This window comes from Bacillus sp. TSO22 (assembly GCF_020223595.1).
Taxonomy (GTDB): Bacteria; Bacillota; Bacilli; order Bacillales; family Bacillaceae; genus Bacillus; species Bacillus inaquosorum.
The window spans coordinates 319734-339759 of sequence record NZ_JAHAWO010000009.1 but is presented as its reverse complement, the minus strand read 5'-3'; the positions used below and the strand labels follow the sequence as shown (position 1 = coordinate 339759).

Annotated in this window: 20 protein-coding genes; all 20 read left to right on the top strand. The window is 42.1% G+C overall.

Going from position 1 to position 20026, the window contains the following annotated elements; translation table 11 throughout:
- Nucleotides 1–10 precede the first annotated feature (10 nt).
- The 20 genes from KHQ79_RS10210 to KHQ79_RS10115 all read left to right on the top strand — a co-directional run bounded on the left by KHQ79_RS10210 (nt 11) and on the right by KHQ79_RS10115 (nt 20026).
- A complete protein-coding gene (locus tag KHQ79_RS10210; RefSeq protein WP_225515057.1) occupies nt 11–1741 on the top strand; it encodes a hypothetical protein in 1731 nt (576 codons plus the stop codon).
- On the top strand, nt 1738–2019 hold the full coding sequence (locus KHQ79_RS10205) for a FlhB-like flagellar biosynthesis protein (protein ID WP_225515055.1): 282 nt from the start codon (nt 1738–1740) through the stop codon (nt 2017–2019). Before KHQ79_RS10210 ends, KHQ79_RS10205 begins: the two co-directional genes overlap by 4 nt.
- 173 nt (nt 2020–2192) lie before the next feature.
- The gene (sucC, locus tag KHQ79_RS10200) at nt 2193–3350 is read left to right on the top strand and encodes an ADP-forming succinate--CoA ligase subunit beta (RefSeq protein ID WP_003238568.1); all 1158 of its coding nucleotides are present in this window, start codon (nt 2193–2195) and stop codon (nt 3348–3350) included.
- Between the two features lie 28 nt (nt 3351–3378).
- Complete coding sequence (gene sucD, locus KHQ79_RS10195; protein ID WP_003238566.1) at nt 3379–4281, top strand: succinate--CoA ligase subunit alpha; 903 nt, start codon at nt 3379–3381, stop codon at nt 4279–4281.
- 60 nt (nt 4282–4341) lie between these two features.
- A complete protein-coding gene (gene dprA, locus KHQ79_RS10190) occupies nt 4342–5235 on the top strand; it encodes a DNA-processing protein DprA (RefSeq protein ID WP_225515053.1) in 894 nt (297 codons plus the stop codon).
- A gap of 184 nt (nt 5236–5419) precedes the next feature.
- Nucleotides 5420–7495, top strand: a complete 2076-nt coding sequence (topA, locus tag KHQ79_RS10185) for a type I DNA topoisomerase (protein ID WP_225515051.1) — start codon at nt 5420–5422, stop codon at nt 7493–7495.
- A gap of 75 nt (nt 7496–7570) precedes the next feature.
- Nucleotides 7571–8878, top strand: coding sequence for an FADH(2)-oxidizing methylenetetrahydrofolate--tRNA-(uracil(54)-C(5))-methyltransferase TrmFO (trmFO, locus tag KHQ79_RS10180; RefSeq protein WP_225515049.1), 1308 nt, complete (start codon nt 7571–7573; stop codon nt 8876–8878).
- 67 nt (nt 8879–8945) lie between these two features.
- Entirely contained in the window at nt 8946–9860 is a 915-nt protein-coding gene (xerC, locus tag KHQ79_RS10175; RefSeq protein ID WP_003238557.1) for a tyrosine recombinase XerC, read from the top strand.
- A gap of 12 nt (nt 9861–9872) precedes the next feature.
- Entirely contained in the window at nt 9873–10418 is a 546-nt protein-coding gene (gene clpQ, locus KHQ79_RS10170; protein ID WP_003238555.1) for an ATP-dependent protease subunit ClpQ, read from the top strand.
- A 16-nt stretch (nt 10419–10434) separates the two neighbouring features.
- Nucleotides 10435–11838 carry an ATP-dependent protease ATPase subunit HslU gene (gene hslU / locus KHQ79_RS10165; RefSeq protein WP_019258392.1) on the top strand — a complete coding sequence of 468 codons (1404 nt, stop codon included), beginning with the start codon at nt 10435–10437 and terminating at the stop codon, nt 11836–11838.
- Between the two features lie 39 nt (nt 11839–11877).
- Nucleotides 11878–12657: a GTP-sensing pleiotropic transcriptional regulator CodY gene (codY, locus tag KHQ79_RS10160; protein ID WP_003238551.1), complete on the top strand. Its 780-nt coding sequence runs from the start codon at nt 11878–11880 to the stop codon at nt 12655–12657.
- 380 nt (nt 12658–13037) lie between these two features.
- A complete protein-coding gene (gene flgB / locus KHQ79_RS10155; RefSeq protein WP_003238548.1) occupies nt 13038–13427 on the top strand; it encodes a flagellar basal body rod protein FlgB in 390 nt (129 codons plus the stop codon).
- On the top strand, nt 13427–13879 hold the full coding sequence (gene flgC / locus KHQ79_RS10150) for a flagellar basal body rod protein FlgC (RefSeq protein ID WP_003238546.1): 453 nt from the start codon (nt 13427–13429) through the stop codon (nt 13877–13879). Before flgB ends, flgC begins: the two co-directional genes overlap by 1 nt.
- A gap of 11 nt (nt 13880–13890) precedes the next feature.
- On the top strand, nt 13891–14211 hold the full coding sequence (gene fliE, locus KHQ79_RS10145) for a flagellar hook-basal body complex protein FliE (RefSeq protein WP_003238544.1): 321 nt from the start codon (nt 13891–13893) through the stop codon (nt 14209–14211).
- Between the two features lie 45 nt (nt 14212–14256).
- Nucleotides 14257–15867, top strand: a complete 1611-nt coding sequence (gene fliF, locus KHQ79_RS10140) for a flagellar basal-body MS-ring/collar protein FliF (RefSeq protein WP_225515048.1) — start codon at nt 14257–14259, stop codon at nt 15865–15867.
- Between the two features lie 12 nt (nt 15868–15879).
- The gene (fliG, locus tag KHQ79_RS10135) at nt 15880–16896 is read left to right on the top strand and encodes a flagellar motor switch protein FliG (RefSeq protein WP_003231981.1); all 1017 of its coding nucleotides are present in this window, start codon (nt 15880–15882) and stop codon (nt 16894–16896) included.
- Nucleotides 16889–17641, top strand: coding sequence for a flagellar assembly protein FliH (fliH, locus tag KHQ79_RS10130; protein WP_060398627.1), 753 nt, complete (start codon nt 16889–16891; stop codon nt 17639–17641). Before fliG ends, fliH begins: the two co-directional genes overlap by 8 nt.
- Entirely contained in the window at nt 17638–18954 is a 1317-nt protein-coding gene (gene fliI, locus KHQ79_RS10125; RefSeq protein ID WP_225515046.1) for a flagellar protein export ATPase FliI, read from the top strand. The genes fliH and fliI overlap by 4 nt, the downstream gene beginning before the upstream one ends.
- Before the next feature lie 2 nt (nt 18955–18956).
- The gene (gene fliJ / locus KHQ79_RS10120; protein ID WP_003238536.1) at nt 18957–19400 is read left to right on the top strand and encodes a flagellar export protein FliJ; all 444 of its coding nucleotides are present in this window, start codon (nt 18957–18959) and stop codon (nt 19398–19400) included.
- An 11-nt stretch (nt 19401–19411) separates the two neighbouring features.
- A complete protein-coding gene (locus KHQ79_RS10115; protein ID WP_019258398.1) occupies nt 19412–20026 on the top strand; it encodes a MotE family protein in 615 nt (204 codons plus the stop codon).

Genomic DNA, 20026 nt, shown 5'->3' with positions numbered 1-20026 from the left:
CCTTTTTTAAATGAATATACGAAATGATGTGCAAAAGGCGCTGCAGCACCTTTTGGGAAATACAGCAGTCCCGCAGGAAACATCAAATGCCAGCGAAGCGTTAAACGGGGAGAAGCGTCTCCTTTTAGGAAAAGTGCTTCGTTTATTAGGAGACCAGCATGCACTGATCCAAGTCGGCAATCAAACCGTCCAGGGAAAACTTGAAACCCAGCTTCGTCCTCAGGCGTACTATTGGTTTTCCTACGAAAAAAAAACGACAGAACAGACAGGCCGTCTTCAGGTCGTTCAAAGCTTTGACCAAAATCCAAAAACCATTCAGGATGCAGCTGGCAAGCTTTTAAATGCCATATCAGTGAAACCGTCAAACACTGCTCTCATGATGACAGGAGCAATGCTGAAGAGCAAAACACCTGTAACAGAAAATGATATCAAAACGGCTGTCCGCTGGATGGATACGCTGCCTGCGCAAGACACAAAAAAAGCGATTGAAACGGTTCTGTTCGCCTTAAAACGTGATCTTCCCATTCACCCCGAGGTGTTGAGTGGTGTTCATGCTATAAAATCACCTGTTCCGCTGCATCAGCACGTATCCCAGCTGCTTCAGGCAATCAGCCAAAGCCCTCAGCAGAGCCAGATGATGGCAAAACTGAAAGAAGCAGTTACGGCACTTTTTAATAGTGAAATCGAAATCCATGCAGAACGTCTGATCGAAAAGCTTATTTCTTTAACGGACAATACAAAAGCACCTTCTTCAGGCAATACAGCTGGAAACAGGGAGCTTAGCACACCAGCCGGCTCCCCCGTAAAGGCCAATTTGCCGCCTGTAAACCACACAGCGGAACAGAGAAGCATACAAGAAGAGCCTATTAAAAACGCAGCAGACATTCCAATCAAAGAAGCCCGCCAGCTGCTGACAAAGCTGACGGAATCTGCTGAAAAAAACAGTATTCAAATTGTGAAAGAAGCAGCAAATTGGATTAAAGCGGCTGCTTTATCGGGTGATGGTAAGTCACCTGCAGCTTCAGCTGTTTTACAGGAGGCGCGAGTAACAGATCAGGAAGCCGAAGTTTTTTTAAAGGCTGCCCAGCAGACAGCACCTAGTTTGGCGGATAAGGCAGATGTCCTTTCTTTTTTATCCAAAGTGAAAATGGCAATCGGCGCAAGGGACGAGCTAGCATTTATTAAAGCATTTGAACAAGGAAGCTCAGTCACACCTGACGATATACAATCCATCAAGCTGGCTCTTCATGCCGCAAGAGCATCGCATGAGGTAGCCGAGCCTGTCAAACAGGAAGCTGATCAGCTTTTTCATAAATTAAACGGCCAGCTTTTCATGCAGCAGGATCACCCCTCATACAGCCAAATTGTGATGTCATTTCCGCTGTTTTCGAAGTTAGGGGCTCAGGACATGACTGTTTTGTTTAAAGGTAAGAAAGAAGCGGATGGAAAGCTTGATCCTTCCCATTGCCGCCTTTTGTTTTTACTGCAGCTGGATACGTTAAAAGAAACCGTCGTTGACTGCTTGATACAGCAAAAAGTCATGACCATTACAATTGAGACTGATTTCGAGCTTCAGGCTGCGATCGATCCGATGGTGCCCGCGCTTAAACAGGGCCTCAAGGAAATGGGGTACAGCCTTTCAGGGGTAAACGCTAAAAAAAGGATTCACCCCGAAGAAAAGACTGCAATCGATCAATACATAACAAGCATCAGTGATCAGGAAGTGGATGTGAAAATATGAAAGAGCAGACGTCGATCAGAAAAGCTGTGGCTCTCCATTATGATGAACAAAAAGACAAGGCGCCGAAAGTGATTGCGACAGGTAAGGGCCATGTAGCTGACAACATTATCAAAGAAGCAAAAAAGGCAGGGGTCCCGATTCAAGAAGATCGGACCCTTGTCGAATTAATGCGCCATTTGACTGTAGATGATCAAATTCCGGAAGCTCTTTATGAAACGGTAGCTGAGATTTTTTCGTTCATTTACCGATTGGACGAAAGCGTAAAAAACAAAAAATAGCTAAAATATTCCCCATCCTCTGTTTGAAATTTATGTTTTTAATAAAATAAAAGTTTGAATGTTTAGAAGGATTTTAAGATTTTGCATCGAACTCTAGACAATTCTTCCAGTATTATTATAGAATGAAAGCGCAGTCTATTTTAGTTTTGTTACATAAGTTAGGAGGATGGGAAATGAATATCCATGAGTACCAGGGAAAAGAAGTCCTCAGAAAATATGGGGTATCTGTTCCTGAAGGTAAAGTGGCTTTTACAGCAGAAGAAGCAGTTGAGAAAGCAAAGAGTTTATCCAGCTCGGTTTATGTCGTAAAGGCTCAAATTCATGCTGGCGGTCGAGGCAAAGCTGGTGGGGTAAAAATAGCAAAATCATTAGACGAAGTGAAAGCGTATGCCGAAGAACTCTTAGGGAAGACCCTAGTTACACATCAGACGGGTCCGGATGGCCAAGTAATAAAACGCTTACTTATTGAAGAAGGCTGCGATATTAAAAAAGAATACTACGTGGGGCTCGTTCTTGACCGCGCTACTTCTAGAATCGTTCTGATGGCTTCTGAAGAAGGCGGAACGGAAATTGAAGAAGTTGCGGAGAAAACACCGGAAAAAATCAAAAAAGCTGTCATTGATCCGGCTGTCGGCCTTCAAGGCTATCAAGCTAGAGAAATCGCATTCGCTATTAATATTCCAAAGGAGCTCGTGGGAAAAGCTGCTAAGTTTATGCTTGGACTATATAAAGCGTTTGTTGAGAAAGACTGCTCAATCGCCGAAATCAATCCGCTCGTTGTAACCGGCGATGGAAATGTGATGGCGCTTGATGCGAAATTGAACTTCGACAGCAACGCGTTGTACAGACAAAAGGACATTATGGAGTACAGAGATTTGGATGAAGAAGATCCGAAAGAAATCGAAGCATCCAAATATGATTTAAGCTACATTTCCCTTGATGGAAATATCGGCTGTATGGTAAACGGCGCGGGACTTGCAATGTCCACAATGGATATTATCAAGCATTATGGAGGAGAACCGGCCAACTTCCTTGATGTGGGCGGCGGTGCAACCGCAGAAAAAGTCACGGAAGCATTTAAAATCATTCTTTCTGATCAAAACGTTAAAGGGATTTTTGTCAACATTTTCGGCGGCATTATGAAATGTGATGTCATCGCAGAAGGGGTTGTTGAAGCGACAAGACAAGTCGGTTTGACATTGCCGCTTGTCGTCCGTCTTGAAGGCACAAACGTGGATCTAGGGAAGAAAATCCTTAGTGAATCAGGATTAAATATTACATCTGCGGAATCAATGGCTGACGGCGCGCAGAAAATCGTATCCTTAGTTTAGGAAAGAATGAAAGGCAGGGGACCAGATAATGAGTGTTTTTATTAATAAAGATACAAGAGTTATTGTGCAAGGGATTACAGGTTCTACCGCTTTATTTCATACGAAGCAGATGCTCGAATACGGCACAAATATCGTAGGCGGTGTAACACCTGGAAAAGGCGGAACTGAAGCGGAAGGTGTTCCTGTATTTAATACAGTGGCTGAAGCAGTCCAAACGACCGGAGCTAACGCGTCTGTTATATATGTGCCGGCACCGTTTGCAGCTGATGCGATTATGGAAGCGGTAGATGCGGAGCTTGATCTCGTGATTTGCATCACTGAGCATATTCCGGTTTTGGATATGGTGAAGGTCAAACGCTTCATGGAAGGCAAGAAAACGAGACTGATAGGGCCGAACTGCCCTGGTGTCATCACGCCTGAAGAATGTAAAATCGGCATTATGCCTGGATATATCCATAAAAAGGGTCATGTAGGCGTTGTATCGCGTTCAGGAACTTTAACATACGAAGCGGTGCACCAGCTGTCAGAAGCGGGTGTAGGACAATCTACAGCTGTTGGAATCGGCGGCGACCCTGTAAATGGAACAAACTTTATTGACGTTTTAAAAGCGTTTAACGAAGATCCTGATACACACGCCGTCATCATGATTGGCGAAATCGGCGGTACTGCCGAAGAGGAAGCGGCAGAGTGGGTAAAAGCCAACATGACAAAACCGGTAGTCGGCTTTATCGGCGGGAAAACAGCACCACCAGGGAAGCGCATGGGGCATGCAGGCGCCATTATTTCCGGCGGAAAAGGCACAGCTGATGAAAAAATCAAAACCCTTAATGCATGCGGAATCGAAGTTGCAGAGACACCTTCTGTAATGGGTGAAACCTTAATAAAGGTGCTGAAAGAGAAGAACTTGTTCGAAACTTGCAAAACGCATTAATAAAGAAGGGACAGCCGTCAAGGCTGTTCCTGCTTTTTCTGTCAAAAGGAGGTCAATATATTGGACCAGGCCGCTGCCTGTTTAATGATTTGCAGAATCAATCAATTATTATCCCCATCCCTTCTATTAAAATGGTGGAAAGCTGATCCGTCTATGTCGCTGACATCACCCGTGTTCGAAACTGTTACTCGCGGTAAAGTAAAGGCAGCTGCATTAAAAAACAAAATAGAAGAACATTACCCAAAACTTCAGCGTGTACTTGCTGCTTACCATGAGCAAGGCATTAACATCATCCCGATTTCTTCAAAGCAATATCCTTTCTGGCTGAAAACCATTTATGATCCCCCCGCTGTCCTGTTTGCAAAGGGTGATATGACCCTTCTTTCTAAAGGGAGGAAAATTGGAATTGTAGGTACAAGAAATCCAACAGCGTATGGTATACAAGTTGTCAATCATCTTACAAAAGAGCTTTGCCGTAAAGATTGGGTGATTGTCAGCGGACTGGCGTCTGGGATAGACGGAATGTCCCATGCTGCAAGTATTAAGGCGAAGGGGCGGACAATCGGCGTCATTGCAGGCGGATTTCAGCACATTTATCCCCGGGAAAACCTTCAGTTAGCAGATCACATGGCTAAACACCATATCCTTCTGTCAGAGCATCCACCAGCAACCAAACCCCAAAAATGGCATTTCCCTATGAGAAACCGTATCATCAGCGGATTAAGTGAAGGCATTATTGTCGTGCAGGGCAAAGAAAAAAGCGGTTCGCTGATTACTGCAGATCAAGCAATGGAACAAGGGAGAGAAGTTTTTGCCGTACCCGGTTCATTATTTGATCCTTACGCCGGAGGTCCTATAAAACTAATCCAGCAGGGGGCTAAAGCCATATGGTCAGCAGAGGATATTTTCGAGGAGCTTCCTGAGAGAAACGTTCAATATACGGAACCCTTTTGAATTATCGTTTGACAAACGGCATTGTAATATTTAATAATAGTGAGGATTTAAAGTTGCATATTGTTTTCTATTTAAATAATGACGTTCATCATAAAGAATGAAATGTTGAAAGCCAAATAAAGACAGCTGCAAAAACAAAATTGAAATACTTGAAGAGAGAGAACACCTCTTGAGGGGGATGAAAATGTCTGATTATCTAGTCATCGTGGAATCGCCCGCTAAGGCGAAAACGATTGAACGTTACTTAGGTAAAAAATATAAAGTAAAAGCATCAATGGGACATGTCCGGGATCTTCCAAAAAGTCAAATGGGAGTTGACATAGAACAGAATTTTGAGCCGAAATACATTACCATTCGAGGTAAAGGGCCGGTATTAAAAGAGCTGAAAACGGCTGCAAAAAAAGCCAAAAAAGTGTATCTCGCAGCCGACCCCGACAGAGAAGGGGAAGCGATTGCATGGCACTTGGCACACAGCCTTGATTTAGATCTCAATTCAGACTGCCGTGTGGTGTTTAACGAAATTACAAAAGACGCCATTAAGGAATCGTTTAAGCATCCTCGCATGATCAATATGGATTTAGTGGATGCACAGCAGGCGAGACGTATTTTAGACAGGCTTGTCGGATATAAAATCAGTCCAATCCTATGGAAAAAAGTCAAAAAAGGCCTTAGCGCAGGCCGCGTACAATCCGTTGCCCTCCGCTTGATTATTGACCGTGAAAAAGAGATTAACGACTTTAAGCCAGAGGAATATTGGACAATTGACGGTACGTTCTTGAAAGGACAGGAAACGTTCGAAGCGAGCTTTTTCGGAAAAAACGGCAAAAAACTTCCTTTAAAAAGTGAAGCCGACGTAAAAGACATTCTTTCTCAGCTCAAAGGCAATAAATATACAGTTGAAAAAGTAACGAAAAAGGAACGCAAACGTAATCCGGCCTTGCCTTTTACAACTTCCACCCTGCAGCAGGAAGCTGCGCGTAAGCTCAATTTCAGAGCGAAGAAAACGATGATGATTGCACAGCAATTATATGAAGGAATCGATCTTGGAAGAGAAGGAACTGTCGGTCTGATCACGTATATGAGAACGGATTCAACCCGTATTTCAAATACGGCTGTTGATGAAGCAGCTGCATTTATTGATCAGGCATACGGCAAAGAGTTCTTAGGCGGCAAACGAAAGCCTGCGAAAAAGAATGAAAATGCTCAGGACGCTCACGAAGCAATCCGCCCGACATCAGTTCTCAGAAAACCAAGTGAATTAAAAGCAGTACTTGGTAGAGATCAAATGAGATTGTATAAATTAATTTGGGAGCGCTTTGTTGCCAGCCAAATGGCACCTGCTGTTCTCGATACAATGAGTGTTGACCTGACAAACAATGGTTTGACATTTCGTGCAAATGGAAGTAAAGTCAAGTTTTCCGGGTTTATGAAGGTGTATGTTGAAGGAAAAGACGACCAAATGGAAGAAAAAGACCGGATGCTGCCTGACTTACAAGAAGGCGACACGGTATTATCAAAAGATATAGAACCGGAGCAGCATTTTACCCAGCCGCCTCCGCGCTATACTGAGGCACGACTCGTTAAAACCCTTGAAGAACTCGGTATCGGCCGTCCTTCCACATATGCTCCGACGCTTGATACCATTCAGCGGCGCGGCTACGTGGGTTTGGATAATAAACGCTTTGTTCCGACTGAACTGGGACAGATCGTCCTTGACTTGATTATGGAATTTTTCCCTGAAATTATTAACGTTGAGTTTACAGCGAAAATGGAAAAAGACCTTGATCATGTTGAAGAAGGCAATACCGAATGGGTTAAGATTATTGATAACTTCTATACCGATTTTGAAAAACGGGTTAAAAAAGCAGAAGCGGAAATGAAGGAAGTTGAAATCGAACCGGAATATGCAGGAGAAGATTGTGAATTGTGCAGTTCTCCAATGGTATATAAAATGGGTCGGTACGGTAAATTCTTAGCGTGCTCCAACTTCCCGGACTGCCGGAACACAAAACCGATTGTGAAACAAATCGGCGTAAAGTGTCCGAGCTGCGGTGAAGGAAATATTGTGGAGCGAAAATCGAAAAAGAAACGGGTTTTTTACGGCTGTGACCGTTATCCGGACTGTGAATTCGTTTCCTGGGACAAACCAATTGAACGGAAATGCCCGAAATGCGGAAAAATGCTTGTCGAGAAAAAACTCAAAAAAGGCATACAAGTCCAATGCGTGGAATGCGATTATAAGGAAGAACCACAGAAGTAGCGGTGAGCAGGGTCTTGCTCACCTTCTTTGTGTGTTAAAAGAAGGCCTTGAATAATAAACTAGGAGATGTGAAAGATGAACCAACAAACAGTGAATGTAATCGGAGCCGGACTCGCAGGAAGTGAAGCAGCATGGCAGCTTGCCAAACGGGGAATTCAAGTTAAATTATATGAAATGCGCCCTGTTAAACAAACGCCTGCGCACCATACAGATAAATTTGCCGAGCTTGTGTGCAGCAACTCTCTGCGCTCCAACACGCTTGCTAACGCTGTCGGTGTATTAAAGGAAGAAATGCGGGCGCTTGATTCAGCCATCATCGCGGCTGCTGACGACTGTTCGGTCCCTGCCGGGGGCGCTCTCGCAGTTGACCGTCATGAATTTGCCGAAAGTGTGACAAATCGGGTAAAAAATCATCCAAACGTAACTGTTATTAATGAAGAAATGACAGAAATCCCACAAGGCCCTACCATTATCGCAACGGGTCCATTAACGTCAGAATCGCTGTCTGCCCAGCTGAAGGAGCTGACTGGAGAGGACTATTTATATTTTTATGATGCAGCGGCGCCGATTGTAGAAAAAGACAGCCTTGATATGGATAAAGTATACCTGAAATCCCGTTATGATAAAGGTGAAGCGGCGTATTTGAACTGCCCGATGACAGAAGAAGAGTTTGACCGTTTTCATGAAGCATTAACATCAGCAGAAACAGTCCCGTTAAAAGAATTTGAAAAAGAGATTTTCTTTGAAGGCTGCATGCCGATTGAAGTCATGGCAAAACGGGGTAAGAAAACAATGCTTTTCGGCCCGATGAAACCGGTTGGTCTAGAGCATCCTGTTACAGGAAAACGTCCTTATGCTGTCGTTCAGCTCAGACAGGATGATGCAGCAGGAACACTCTACAATATTGTAGGATTCCAGACTCATTTAAAGTGGGGAGACCAAAAAGAAGTTCTTAAGTTGATTCCAGGGCTTGAAAATGTAGAAATCGTCAGATACGGCGTGATGCACAGAAATACATTCATTAACTCTCCAAGCCTGTTAAAGCCGACTTATCAATTTAAAAACCGCAATGACCTGTTCTTTGCAGGCCAAATGACGGGAGTAGAAGGATATGTGGAATCAGCTGCCTCAGGACTGGTAGCAGGCATTAATGCGGCTAAACTTGTTTTAGGAGAAGAGCTTGTCACTTTCCCTCAGGAAACAGCAATAGGCAGCATGGCTCACTATATTACAACAACAAACCAAAAGAACTTCCAGCCGATGAATGCAAACTTTGGGCTTTTAAAAGAATTGCCTGTTAAAATTAAAAATAAAAAAGAGCGGAACGAGCAATACGCGAACCGCGCGATTGAGACAATTCAAACAATTTCGAAAACAATATAGGTATTGATTGCAACTTGAACGCGATTTGTGATACCATTTAAAAGCCCTTCCTGGGGAGGTACTAAGCATGGAGAATGTTAAGAATTTCGTAAAGTTATTCGTTGAATATTTACAAATTGAAAAAAATTATTCACAATATACTATTGTGAATTATGTGGATTCAATTGAAGAATTCGAGACTTTCCTGCGCGTTCAAGGTATAAATGGATTTGAAAAAGCTGCATATCAAGATACTAGGATTTTTTTGACAGAAGCCTATGAAAAAGGTTTATCGAGACGAACAATAAGCAAAAAGATATCTGCATTGAGAAGCTTTTATAAGTTTCTGATGCGGGAAAAGCTTGTTGAAGAAAATCCGTTTCAGCTTGTTCATCTGCCGAAACAAGAGAAACGGATACCGAAGTTTCTATATCAAAAAGAGCTTGAGGAGCTGTTTGAAGTTTCAGATATAAGCCAGCCGGCCGGAATGAGGGATCAAGCGCTGTTAGAGCTTCTCTATGCCACCGGAATGAGGGTCAGTGAATGTTGTTCCATAAGTGTCAACGATATCGATTTATTTATGGACACTGTACTTGTTCACGGTAAAGGCAAGAAGCAGCGCTATATCCCCTTTGGGTCTTACGCCCGCGAAGCATTGAAGGTATATATGAATAGCGGAAGACAGTGCTTGCTGATGAAAGCAAAAGAACCTCATGATCTATTATTCGTGAATCAAAGAGGCGGACCGCTTACAGCCCGAGGCATCAGACATATTTTAAGCGGGCTTGTTCAAAAAGCGTCCGGCACTTTACATATCCATCCGCATATGCTTCGACATACGTTCGCCACTCATCTGTTAAACGAAGGAGCAGATTTGAGAAGCGTTCAAGAACTGCTCGGGCATTCCAATCTGTCTTCGACACAGATATACACGCACGTTTCGAAGGAAATGTTGAGAAACACATATATGTCTCACCATCCAAGAGCTTTTAAGAAAAATTAAAGGAGGCCCTTTATGTCATCTTTTCATGCGACCACAATATTTGCCGTCCAGCATAAGGGACGAAGCGCAATGTCCGGAGACGGCCAAGTGACATTTGGTCAGGCTGTTGTCATGAAACACACTGCGAGAAAAGTGAGAAAACTGTTTAACGGCAAGGTTCTTGCTGGGTTTGCGGGTTCTGTTGCAGACGCTTTCACTTTATTCGAAAAGTTTGAAGCTAAGCTTGAAGAGTATAACGGCAACTTAAAACGGGCAGCTGTTGAGCTTGCAAAGGAATGGCGCAGCGATAAAGTGCTTAGAAAGCTTGAAGCTATGCTGATTGTGATGAACCAGGATACTTTGCTTCTCGTATCGGGAACAGGCGAGGTGATCGAACCAGATGACGGCATTCTCGCGATTGGATCAGGAGGCAATTATGCTTTGGCAGCCGGAAGAGCTTTGAAAAAGCATGCCGGTGAAAGCATGTCTGCAAGTGAGATTGCTAGAGCCGCGTTAGAAACAGCAGGCGAAATTTGTGTTTACACGAACGATCAAATCATACTGGAAGAGCTTGAATAGAAAGGACTTGAGGCGCATGGAAAAAAAACCGTTAACACCTAGACAGATAGTAGATCGGTTAGACCAATATATTGTCGGTCAGCAAAACGCTAAAAAAGCTGTCGCCGTGGCATTAAGAAACCGCTATAGAAGAAGTCTTCTGGATGAAAAGCTGAAGGACGAGGTCGTTCCGAAAAACATTTTAATGATGGGGCCTACCGGCGTTGGAAAAACTGAAATTGCCAGACGTATCGCCAAGCTTTCAGGTGCGCCATTTATTAAAATTGAAGCAACAAAATTCACCGAAGTCGGTTATGTAGGCAGAGATGTTGAATCAATGGTCAGAGACCTTGTGGAAACTTCTGTTCGGCTTATAAAAGAAGAGAAAATGAATGAAGTAAAGGAGCAGGCAGAAGAAAATGCAAACAAACGCATTGTTCGTCTGTTAGTTCCTGGGAAGAAAAAACAATCAGGCGTGAAAAATCCGTTTGAAATGTTTTTTGGCGGCAGCCAGCCGAATGGCGAAGATGAGGCGGAGAGCCAGGAAGAAGCAAACATTGAAGAAAAAAGAAAACGCATGGCGCATCAGCTGGCTTTAGGAGAGCTCGAAGACTATTATGTAACAGTAGAAGTCGAAGAGCAGCAGCCTTCTATGTTTGACATGCTGCAAGGCTCGGGTATGGAGCAGATGGGCATGAATATGCAGGACGCGCTGAGCGGATTAATGCCAAAGAAAAAGAAACGGCGCAAAATGACAGTCAGAGAAGCCAGAAAAGTCCTGACAAATGAAGAAGCAAGCAAACTCATCGATATGGATGAAGTCAGCCAGGAAGCTGTTCAGAGAGCAGAAGAGAGCGGCATTATCTTTATCGATGAGATTGATAAAATTGCAAAAAACGGAGGCGCGTCATCATCTGCCGATGTATCAAGAGAAGGCGTTCAGCGGGATATCCTCCCAATCGTTGAGGGTTCTACCGTTGTCACTAAATATGGTTCGGTAAAAACAGACCATGTGTTATTTATTGCAGCAGGAGCGTTTCATATGGCCAAACCGTCTGATTTAATTCCTGAGCTGCAGGGACGTTTCCCGATTCGTGTAGAACTGAGCAAACTCACGGTAGACGACTTCGTGAGAATTTTGGTTGAGCCGGATAATGCGCTGCTGAAACAATATCAGGCTTTATTGCAGACAGAAGGTATATCTCTTGAATTTTCTGACGAAGCTATTCATAAGATTGCTGAAGTTGCTTATCATGTGAACCAGGACACAGATAATATCGGTGCGAGACGCCTTCATACAATACTCGAACGCCTATTAGAAGATCTGTCGTTTGAGGCTCCTGATGTAACAATGGAGAAAATAACGATTACACCACAGTATGTCGAAGAAAAGCTCGGAACGATAGCCAAAAATAAAGATTTAAGTCAATTTATATTGTGAAAAATTTAATAAGAGGAATGTTTAGGAGGATTATTTATCATGGCTTTATTACAAAAAACAAGAATTATTAACTCCATGCTGCAAGCTGCGGCAGGGAAACCGGTAAACTTCAAGGAAATGGCGGAGACGCTGCGGGATGTAATTGATTCCAATATTTTCGTTGTGAGCCGCAGAGGCAAACTCCTTGGATATTCTATTAACCAGCAAATTGAAAATGATCGTATGAAAAAAATGCTTGAGGATCGTCAATTCCCTGAAGAATATACGAAAAATCTGTTTAACGTCCCTGAAACATCTTCTAACTTGGACATTAATAGTGAATATACTGCTTTTCCTGTTGAGAATAGAGACCTGTTCCAAGCTGGTTTAACAACAATTGTACCGATCATCGGAGGCGGAGAAAGATTAGGAACCCTCATTCTTTCACGTTTACAGGATCAATTTCATGATGATGATTTAATACTCGCTGAATACGGCGCTACAGTTGTCGGCATGGAAATTCTGAGAGAAAAAGCAGAAGAAATCGAAGAGGAAGCGAGAAGCAAAGCTGTCGTACAAATGGCTATCAGCTCTCTTTCTTACAGTGAGCTTGAAGCAATTGAGCACATTTTTGAAGAGCTTGACGGAAACGAAGGCCTTCTCGTTGCAAGTAAAATCGCAGACCGTGTCGGCATTACCCGCTCTGTGATTGTTAATGCACTCAGAAAGCTAGAAAGCGCCGGTGTCATCGAGTCAAGATCATTAGGAATGAAAGGTACTTATATCAAAGTTCTTAACAACAAATTCCTAATTGAATTAGAAAATCTAAAATCTCATTAATCACCGAAAGAACCCCTTAAAAAGGGGTTCTTTTTTATACTCAAATAAAGGAAATTGATAAGCTTTATTTCCTGGGTTGAAAGTCTTTTGTTGTAATAATTTTAATAAAATTTACATTTTTCTTCAAATGGACATAAAAATGACGAAAATAATGAAGAAAAAACAGGAATTTTGCTATTTTCAGGCTTATATCAAAGTGAAAACATAGTTCAAATAATCTAGGACTATGTGCCTAGTTGTAAAATAGATAATTGTGAGGACATTTTTTTACACGAACTTCATAGACTTTATGCCTGTTATTTCTTACAATAAGCATATAGTTTTACAATTCTCGACAAGGATATTGAGGGTGAAAAAAACTGAAATGGAGGTAAGTGGATTTGAGCTTATTTTCTGGAACGATACAAAATCTTGAAAATGCCTTGAGCAGAGCGGATATTAAGCAAAAAGTCATAACTAATAATATCGCCAATATAGATACACCGAACTATAAGGCAAAAAAAGTCTCTTTCCAAAATTTATTAGATCAAGAATCCTCGCGTCTTGATGCGACAAAAACAGACTATCGTCATATTGATTTTTCTGATACTAATTCGAATTATTCAATTGTAACAAGCGGGAATACATCGTATCAGCAAAATGGAAACAATGTTGATGTTGACAAAGAGATGACGGAATTAGCACAAAACCAAATCAACTATCAAGCTTTAGTTGAAAGAATGAACGGTAAATTTAATTCGCTGAAGACCGTATTAACAGGAGGAAAATGATGACAGCTTTTCATAGCTTAAATGTTTCAGCATCAGCTTTAACAGCTCAGCGTGTCAGAATGGACGTTGTATCGTCTAACTTGGCTAATATGGATACGACAAGAGCTAAGCAAGTGGATGGAGAGTGGGTGCCTTACAGAAGAAAAATGGTTTCCCTTCAGTCAAAAGGTGAATCGTTCTCTTCCATTCTCAATTCACAAATGAGCGGAAGCGGCAATGCAGGAAACGGTGTAAAGGTTTCGAAAATCACGGAAGATGATTCGGATTTTAATCTTGTCTATGATCCGACAGACCCTGATGCAAACGCTGAAGGATATGTACAAAAGCCTAATGTTGATCCATTGAAAGAAATGGTTGACCTTGTCAGCAGCACAAGATCATATGAGGCGAATGTGACAGCGATGAATGCCACAAAGGGAATGCTGATGAAGGCGTTAGAAATCGGAAAGTAAGGTGAATGAATGTGATTAATGCAATTTCTCCTTTTCAGGTTCAAAATACTCAAAACACTCAAAATGCAACAAATCAAGTAAACAATAGCCAAAAAACAGATTCTTCAAATCAAACAAGCTTTTCGGAGCTTTTAAAAAACTCTATTAGTTCGTTAAATGAGTCCCAAGTAGCTTCTGACAACATGACTAATGCCTTGGCAGCAGGAAAAGATGTAAATCTTGATGAGGTCATGATCGCCGCTCAAAAAGCAAGCATCTCTCTAACTGCTGCAACAGAGTTCCGCAATAAAGCTGTGGAAGCCTATCAGGAGATTATGAGAATGCAAATGTAGGGGGTCTGACGATTAAGAGAAAGAGTGGAATGACCGGGGGTTAACATGAATCGTACTCTAATGCAAATGAAAAACAAAACGAGTGAGTTTTGGAAAAATAGATCTAAGTTACAAAAGATTTTAATGATTAGTGCTTTAGCGGCAATTATTATTATTGGAATTATTATTAGTGTTTTTGCTTCCAGCACACAAATGGCGCCGCTATACAAAGATTTGTCTGCCGAAGAAGCAGGGCAAATCAAAGAAGAACTCGATGCAAAAAAAGTGCCAAACGAACTTTCAAACGGCGGTACAGTGATTAGCGTTCCGGAGGATCAGGTTGATTCATTGAAAGTGCAGATGGCTGCAGAAGGACTTCCTAAAACCGGATCAATCGATTATTCGTTTTTTGGGCAGAATGCCGGTTTTGGTTTGACAGACAATGAGTTTGATATGGTCAAAGTGAAAGCAACACAGACAGAACTATCAAATTTGATCAATGAAATGGACGGTATCAAAAATTCAAAAGTAATGATTAACCTCCCGAAAGACGCTGTGTTTGTCGGTGAGGAGCAGTCTGCAGCATCTGCGTCAATCGTTCTGCAGATTCAACCGGGCTATACACTTGATCAAAGCCAGATCAACGGATTGTATCATCTGGTATCGAAAAGCGTGCCGAACTTAAAAGAAGATAACATCGTCATCATGGACCAAAATTCTACATACTACGACAAGTCAGACAGCGATGCAGGGTCCTACGCGGATAGTTATTCTTCTCAGCAAGGAATTAAGTCCCAAGTTGAAAAAGATATTCAAAAACATGTTCAGTCATTGCTTGGAACGATGATGGGACAAGATAAAGTCGTTGTCTCCGTGACAGCTGACATTGATTTCACAAAAGAAAATCGCACAGAAGACATTGTTGAACCTGTTGATAAAGAAAACATGGAAGGTATTGCAGTCAGCGCGGAAAAGGTTTCTGAAACATACCAGGGTGATGGTGCAGCCAATGGCGGAACTGCCGGAACCGGCGACGAAGATGTAACAAACTATAAAGCTGACGGCGAAAATACCGAAAGCGGGAACTACGAAAAGAGCAGTAATAAAATCAATTACGAAGTTAACCGCATCCATAAAGAAATCGCTGAAAGCCCTTATAAGGTCAGAGATTTAGGGATTCAAGTCATGGTAGAGCCGCCTGATGCCAAAAACACAGCGTCGCTATCAACTGAAAGACAAGATGATATACAAAAAATCCTTTCAACTGTTGTCAGAACATCACTGGATAAGGATGCAACACAAAACCAGAACCTTTCTGATGAAGATATCAATAATAAAATTGTGGTTTCCGTTCAGCCATTCGACGGAAAAGTCAACTTGGATACAAATACGGAAAAATCCTCAGGTATCCCGCTGTGGGCATACATCATAGGCGGTGTTTTAATCGCAGCGATCATTGTTCTCATCATTATGCTAGTGAGAAAGAAACGGGCGCAAGAGGATGAATATGAGGAATATGAATATGAGGTTCCTCAAGAACCGATCAATCTGCCTGATATCAACGAAGAGGAAAATGAAACAGCGGAAACAGTCAGACGAAAACAGCTTGAAAAGATGGCGAAAGACAAGCCAGAAGATTTTGCAAAATTGCTGAGAAGCTGGCTGGCCGAGGATTAGGAGGAATTAGAAATGGCGAGACGTGATCAAGATAAGCTTACAGGAAAACAAAAAGCAGCCATTCTCATGATTTCCTTGGGGTTAGATGTGTCAGCTTCTGTATATAAGCACTTAACCGATGAAGAAATTGAAAGGCTTACCCTGGAAATATCGGGTGTTCGAAGTGTTGATCATCAAAAAAAGGATGAAATTATAGAAGAATTTCATAATATAGCCATTGCGCAAGATTATATTTCTCAGGGCGGTCTAAGCTATGCAAGACAAGTTCTTGAGAAGGCGCTTGGAGAGGATAAGGCGGAAAACATTCTAAACAGGCTGACTTCATCTTTACAGGTTAAACCATTTGATTTTGCCAGAAAAGCGGAGCCAGAACAAATTTTGAATTTTATACAGCAAGAGCATCCGCAGACGATGGCTTTAATCTTGTCTTATTTAGATCCTGTGCAAGCCGGGCAAATTTTATCCGAGCTGAATCCTGAGGTACAGGCTGAGGTCGCAAGAAGAATCGCGGTCATGGACAGAACGTCACCTGAAATTATTAATGAGGTAGAACGGATTCTGGAACAAAAATTATCTTCTGCATTTACTCAAGATTATACACAAACAGGCGGAATTGAAGCTGTTGTTGAAGTGTTAAACGGGGTAGACAGAGGAACAGAGAAGACGATCTTAGATTCATTGGAAATTCAGGATCCTGATCTTGCTGAAGAAATTAAAAAGCGGATGTTTGTCTTCGAAGATATTGTTACACTTGATAACCGCGCAATTCAGAGAGTCATTCGCGATGTTGAAAACGACGATCTGCTCCTTTCATTAAAGGTTGCGAGCGAGGAAGTCAAAGAAATTGTATTCAACAATATGTCACAGCGTATGGTTGAAACCTTTAAAGAAGAAATGGAATTCATGGGCCCTGTACGCTTGAAAGATGTAGAAGAAGCTCAATCAAGAATTGTAAGCATCGTCAGAAAGCTTGAAGAAGCCGGTGAAATTGTGATAGCAAGAGGCGGAGGGGACGATATTATTGTCTAATATCATTAAACAAGAATCATCTTTTTCTCCACAAAAGGAAAGAAGAAAACTCTCTGTACAAGAGGTGCGAATCGATCATTCTCACCTTTTGCAGGCTGAAGAGAATCCGGAAGCGCTTATCGCCCGAGTGAAAGAGGAAGCTGACCGGATTTCAGAGCAGGCCAACAGCCATATAGAAACTATTCGCCGTCAAATTGAGCAGGAAAAAAATGATTGGGCAGCTGAAAAACAAAAGCTTATTGAGGAAGCAAAAGCCGAGGGTTTTGAACAAGGTGTGGCATTAGGCAAAGCGGAGGCGCTTCAACAGTATTCCGAGCTGATCGACCAAGCAAACAGCATAACTGAAATGTCCAGAAAAGCTGTTGAGGACAAGCTTGAAGACGCTTCTGAAGAAATCGTTGAGCTTGCCGTTGCACTGGCTAAAAAAGTATGGCAGCAAAAATCTGATGATAAAGAGGCTTTTCTCCTGCTAGTGAAACAGGTTGTAAACGAAGTAAAGGAATATGACGATATCTCAATATATGTAGACCCATATTACTATGAGACAGTCTTTCAGCAAAAAGATGAAATTCTGCAGCTTCTTTATAAAGAATGCCGGCTTGGCATATATGCTGATGAAAAAGCTCAAAAAGGATCTTGTTATATAGAAACTCCTTTTGGCAGAGTGGATGCGAGTGTTGACACACAACTAATGCAATTGAAAGATAAACTTCTGACAGTGCTGGAAGCGGGTGCAGCTGAATGAAGACACAGAGTCTGATAGATTGTATAGAAATGACGGACTCGTATAAACGGTACGGAAAAGTCAAGCGGGTGATCGGCCTGATGATTGAATCAAAAGGGCCTGCAAGCTCAATTGGCGACGTGTGCCTGATTTATGCAAAAGGACAATCTGGTAAAGTCATTAAAGCTGAGGTTGTCGGCTTCCAGGAAGAAAATATTTTGCTTATGCCTTATTTAGAGGCTGCAAGCATTGCGCCCGGCAGTATTGTAGAAGCCACTGGTGAATCTCTTCGGGTTAAAGTCGGAGCAGGACTGATCGGACAGGTTATCGATGCTTTTGGCGAGCCGCTTGACGGAAAACTGCTGCCGAAAGGGCTCTCGCCTGTATCGACGGAGCAATCACCGCCCAACCCGATGAAACGGCCGCCTATCCGTGAAAAGATGGGTGTAGGAGTCAGATCAATTGACAGCTTGCTGACAGTCGGTAAAGGCCAGCGGATTGGCATTTTTGCAGGAAGCGGTGTCGGAAAAAGTACATTAATGGGGATGATCGCCAAGCAGACAGAGGCTGACTTAAACGTCATTGCACTTGTCGGAGAACGCGGGCGAGAGGTTCGGGAGTTTATTGAAAAAGATCTTGGGGAAGAGGGGCTTAAACGATCGATTGTGGTCGTTGCCACCTCAGATCAGCCAGCATTAATGAGATTGAAAGCGGCATATACAGCGACGGCAATTGCCGAGTATTTCCGCGATAAAGGCAAAAATGTCATGTTTATGATGGATTCTGTTACAAGGGTGGCAATGGCACAGCGTGAGATTGGACTGGCTGCCGGAGAACCTCCGACGACAAAAGGCTATACACCTTCTGTGTTCGCTATTTTACCTCGTTTATTAGAGCGAACAGGTGCAAATGAGCACGGAACCATTACGGCGTTTTATACAGTATTGGTAGACGGGGATGACATGAATGAGCCGATTGCGGACACTGTTCGCGGAATTTTAGACGGACATATTGTGTTGGACAGGGCGCTTGCCAATAAAGGCCAGTTTCCTGCAGTTAATGTACTAAAAAGCATCAGCAGGGTGATGTCAAACATATCGACAAGACAACATCTGGAAGCAGCAAATAAATTCCGTGAACTTTTATCAACATATCAAAATTCGGAAGATCTCATTAATATCGGAGCTTACAAAAGAGGATCCTCAAGAGAAATTGATGAAGCGATACAATTTTATCCGCAGCTTATTCAATTTTTAAAACAGGGAACAGACGAATCAGCATTATTGGAAGAAAGCATTGCTGCATTAACTAGTTTGATAGGAAATGAGGAATAAACGTGGCTTATCAATTTAGATTCCAAAAGCTGCTGGAACTAAAAGAAAATGAGAAAGATCAATCCTTATCCGAGTATCAGCAATCAGTTTCTGAATTTGAAAATGTTGCTGAAAAATTATATGAGAATATGAGCAAAAAGGAATTGCTTGAACAAAATAAGGAAAAGAAATTGAAAAGCGGCATGAGTGTACAAGAAATGAGGCATTACCAGCAATTTGTCTCAAACCTTGAAAACACGATCTATCACTATCAAAAGCTTGTCATTATGAAAAGAAATCAAATGAATCAAAAACAAGAAATTTTGACAGAGAAAAATATAGAAGTAAAAAAGTTTGAAAAAATGCGTGAAAAACAGTTTAAAATGTTTGCTCTTGAAGACAAAGCTGCAGAGATGAAAGAAATGGACGATATTTCGATCAAGCAGTTTATGATTCAAGGCCATTAGGAGCGAATGTAATGTCCGGCAAAAAGAAAGAATCAGGTAAGTTCCGTTCGGTTTTGCTTATCATTATCCTTCCGTTGATGTTTCTTCTAATCGCTGGGGGGATTGTTCTTTGGGCTGCTGGTGTCAATGTCTTAAAGCCGATACAGGAAGCTGCGGCAAAAACGCCGGTTCTTAAAGAATTAGTTCCTGAAACCGAAAATAAAAAAGACACAGCATCAAATAAGGATAGCAGTAATACGGCAGCTCTGGAAAAGACCATTAAGGACCAAAAAAGTGAAATCAGTATATTGAATAAAGATTTAGAAACAAGTAAATCTGAAATCGACAGGCTCAATCAAAAGATCCGTTCACTTGAAAAGACGGCGGAGGATCAAAAAAAGTCATCAGAAGATAATCCTGAAGAAACATCAGGTTCGAATTCTTCTTCTAAGGATGACAAAGTGATCAGTGTATATAAAAGCATGGACAGCGGAAAGGCTGCTAAAATTATTGCCCAATTAAAGGAGCAAGAAGCGCTGAAAATATTGAATGGTCTAAGCAAAAAGCAGCTTGCTGACATCTTGGCAAAAATGACTCCTGAGCAAGCAGCAACCTATACAGAAAAAATTGCTGCCAGCCAAGAATAG

What these genes read in the sequence shown, in the direction of transcription:
- KHQ79_RS10210 (WP_225515057.1), top strand. Translation starts at nt 11, where the DNA reads ATGAATATACGAAATGATGTGCAAAAGGCGCTGCAGCACCTTTTGGGA.
- KHQ79_RS10205 (WP_225515055.1), top strand. Translation starts at nt 1,738, where the DNA reads ATGAAAGAGCAGACGTCGATCAGAAAAGCTGTGGCTCTCCATTATGAT.
- sucC (WP_003238568.1), top strand. Translation starts at nt 2,193, where the DNA reads ATGAATATCCATGAGTACCAGGGAAAAGAAGTCCTCAGAAAATATGGG.
- sucD (WP_003238566.1), top strand. Translation starts at nt 3,379, where the DNA reads ATGAGTGTTTTTATTAATAAAGATACAAGAGTTATTGTGCAAGGGATT.
- topA (WP_225515051.1), top strand. Translation starts at nt 5,420, where the DNA reads ATGTCTGATTATCTAGTCATCGTGGAATCGCCCGCTAAGGCGAAAACG.
- trmFO (WP_225515049.1), top strand. Translation starts at nt 7,571, where the DNA reads ATGAACCAACAAACAGTGAATGTAATCGGAGCCGGACTCGCAGGAAGT.
- xerC (WP_003238557.1), top strand. Translation starts at nt 8,946, where the DNA reads ATGGAGAATGTTAAGAATTTCGTAAAGTTATTCGTTGAATATTTACAA.
- clpQ (WP_003238555.1), top strand. Translation starts at nt 9,873, where the DNA reads ATGTCATCTTTTCATGCGACCACAATATTTGCCGTCCAGCATAAGGGA.
- hslU (WP_019258392.1), top strand. Translation starts at nt 10,435, where the DNA reads ATGGAAAAAAAACCGTTAACACCTAGACAGATAGTAGATCGGTTAGAC.
- codY (WP_003238551.1), top strand. Translation starts at nt 11,878, where the DNA reads ATGGCTTTATTACAAAAAACAAGAATTATTAACTCCATGCTGCAAGCT.
- flgC (WP_003238546.1), top strand. Translation starts at nt 13,427, where the DNA reads ATGACAGCTTTTCATAGCTTAAATGTTTCAGCATCAGCTTTAACAGCT.
- fliF (WP_225515048.1), top strand. Translation starts at nt 14,257, where the DNA reads ATGAATCGTACTCTAATGCAAATGAAAAACAAAACGAGTGAGTTTTGG.
- fliG (WP_003231981.1), top strand. Translation starts at nt 15,880, where the DNA reads ATGGCGAGACGTGATCAAGATAAGCTTACAGGAAAACAAAAAGCAGCC.
- fliI (WP_225515046.1), top strand. Translation starts at nt 17,638, where the DNA reads ATGAAGACACAGAGTCTGATAGATTGTATAGAAATGACGGACTCGTAT.
- KHQ79_RS10115 (WP_019258398.1), top strand. Translation starts at nt 19,412, where the DNA reads ATGTCCGGCAAAAAGAAAGAATCAGGTAAGTTCCGTTCGGTTTTGCTT.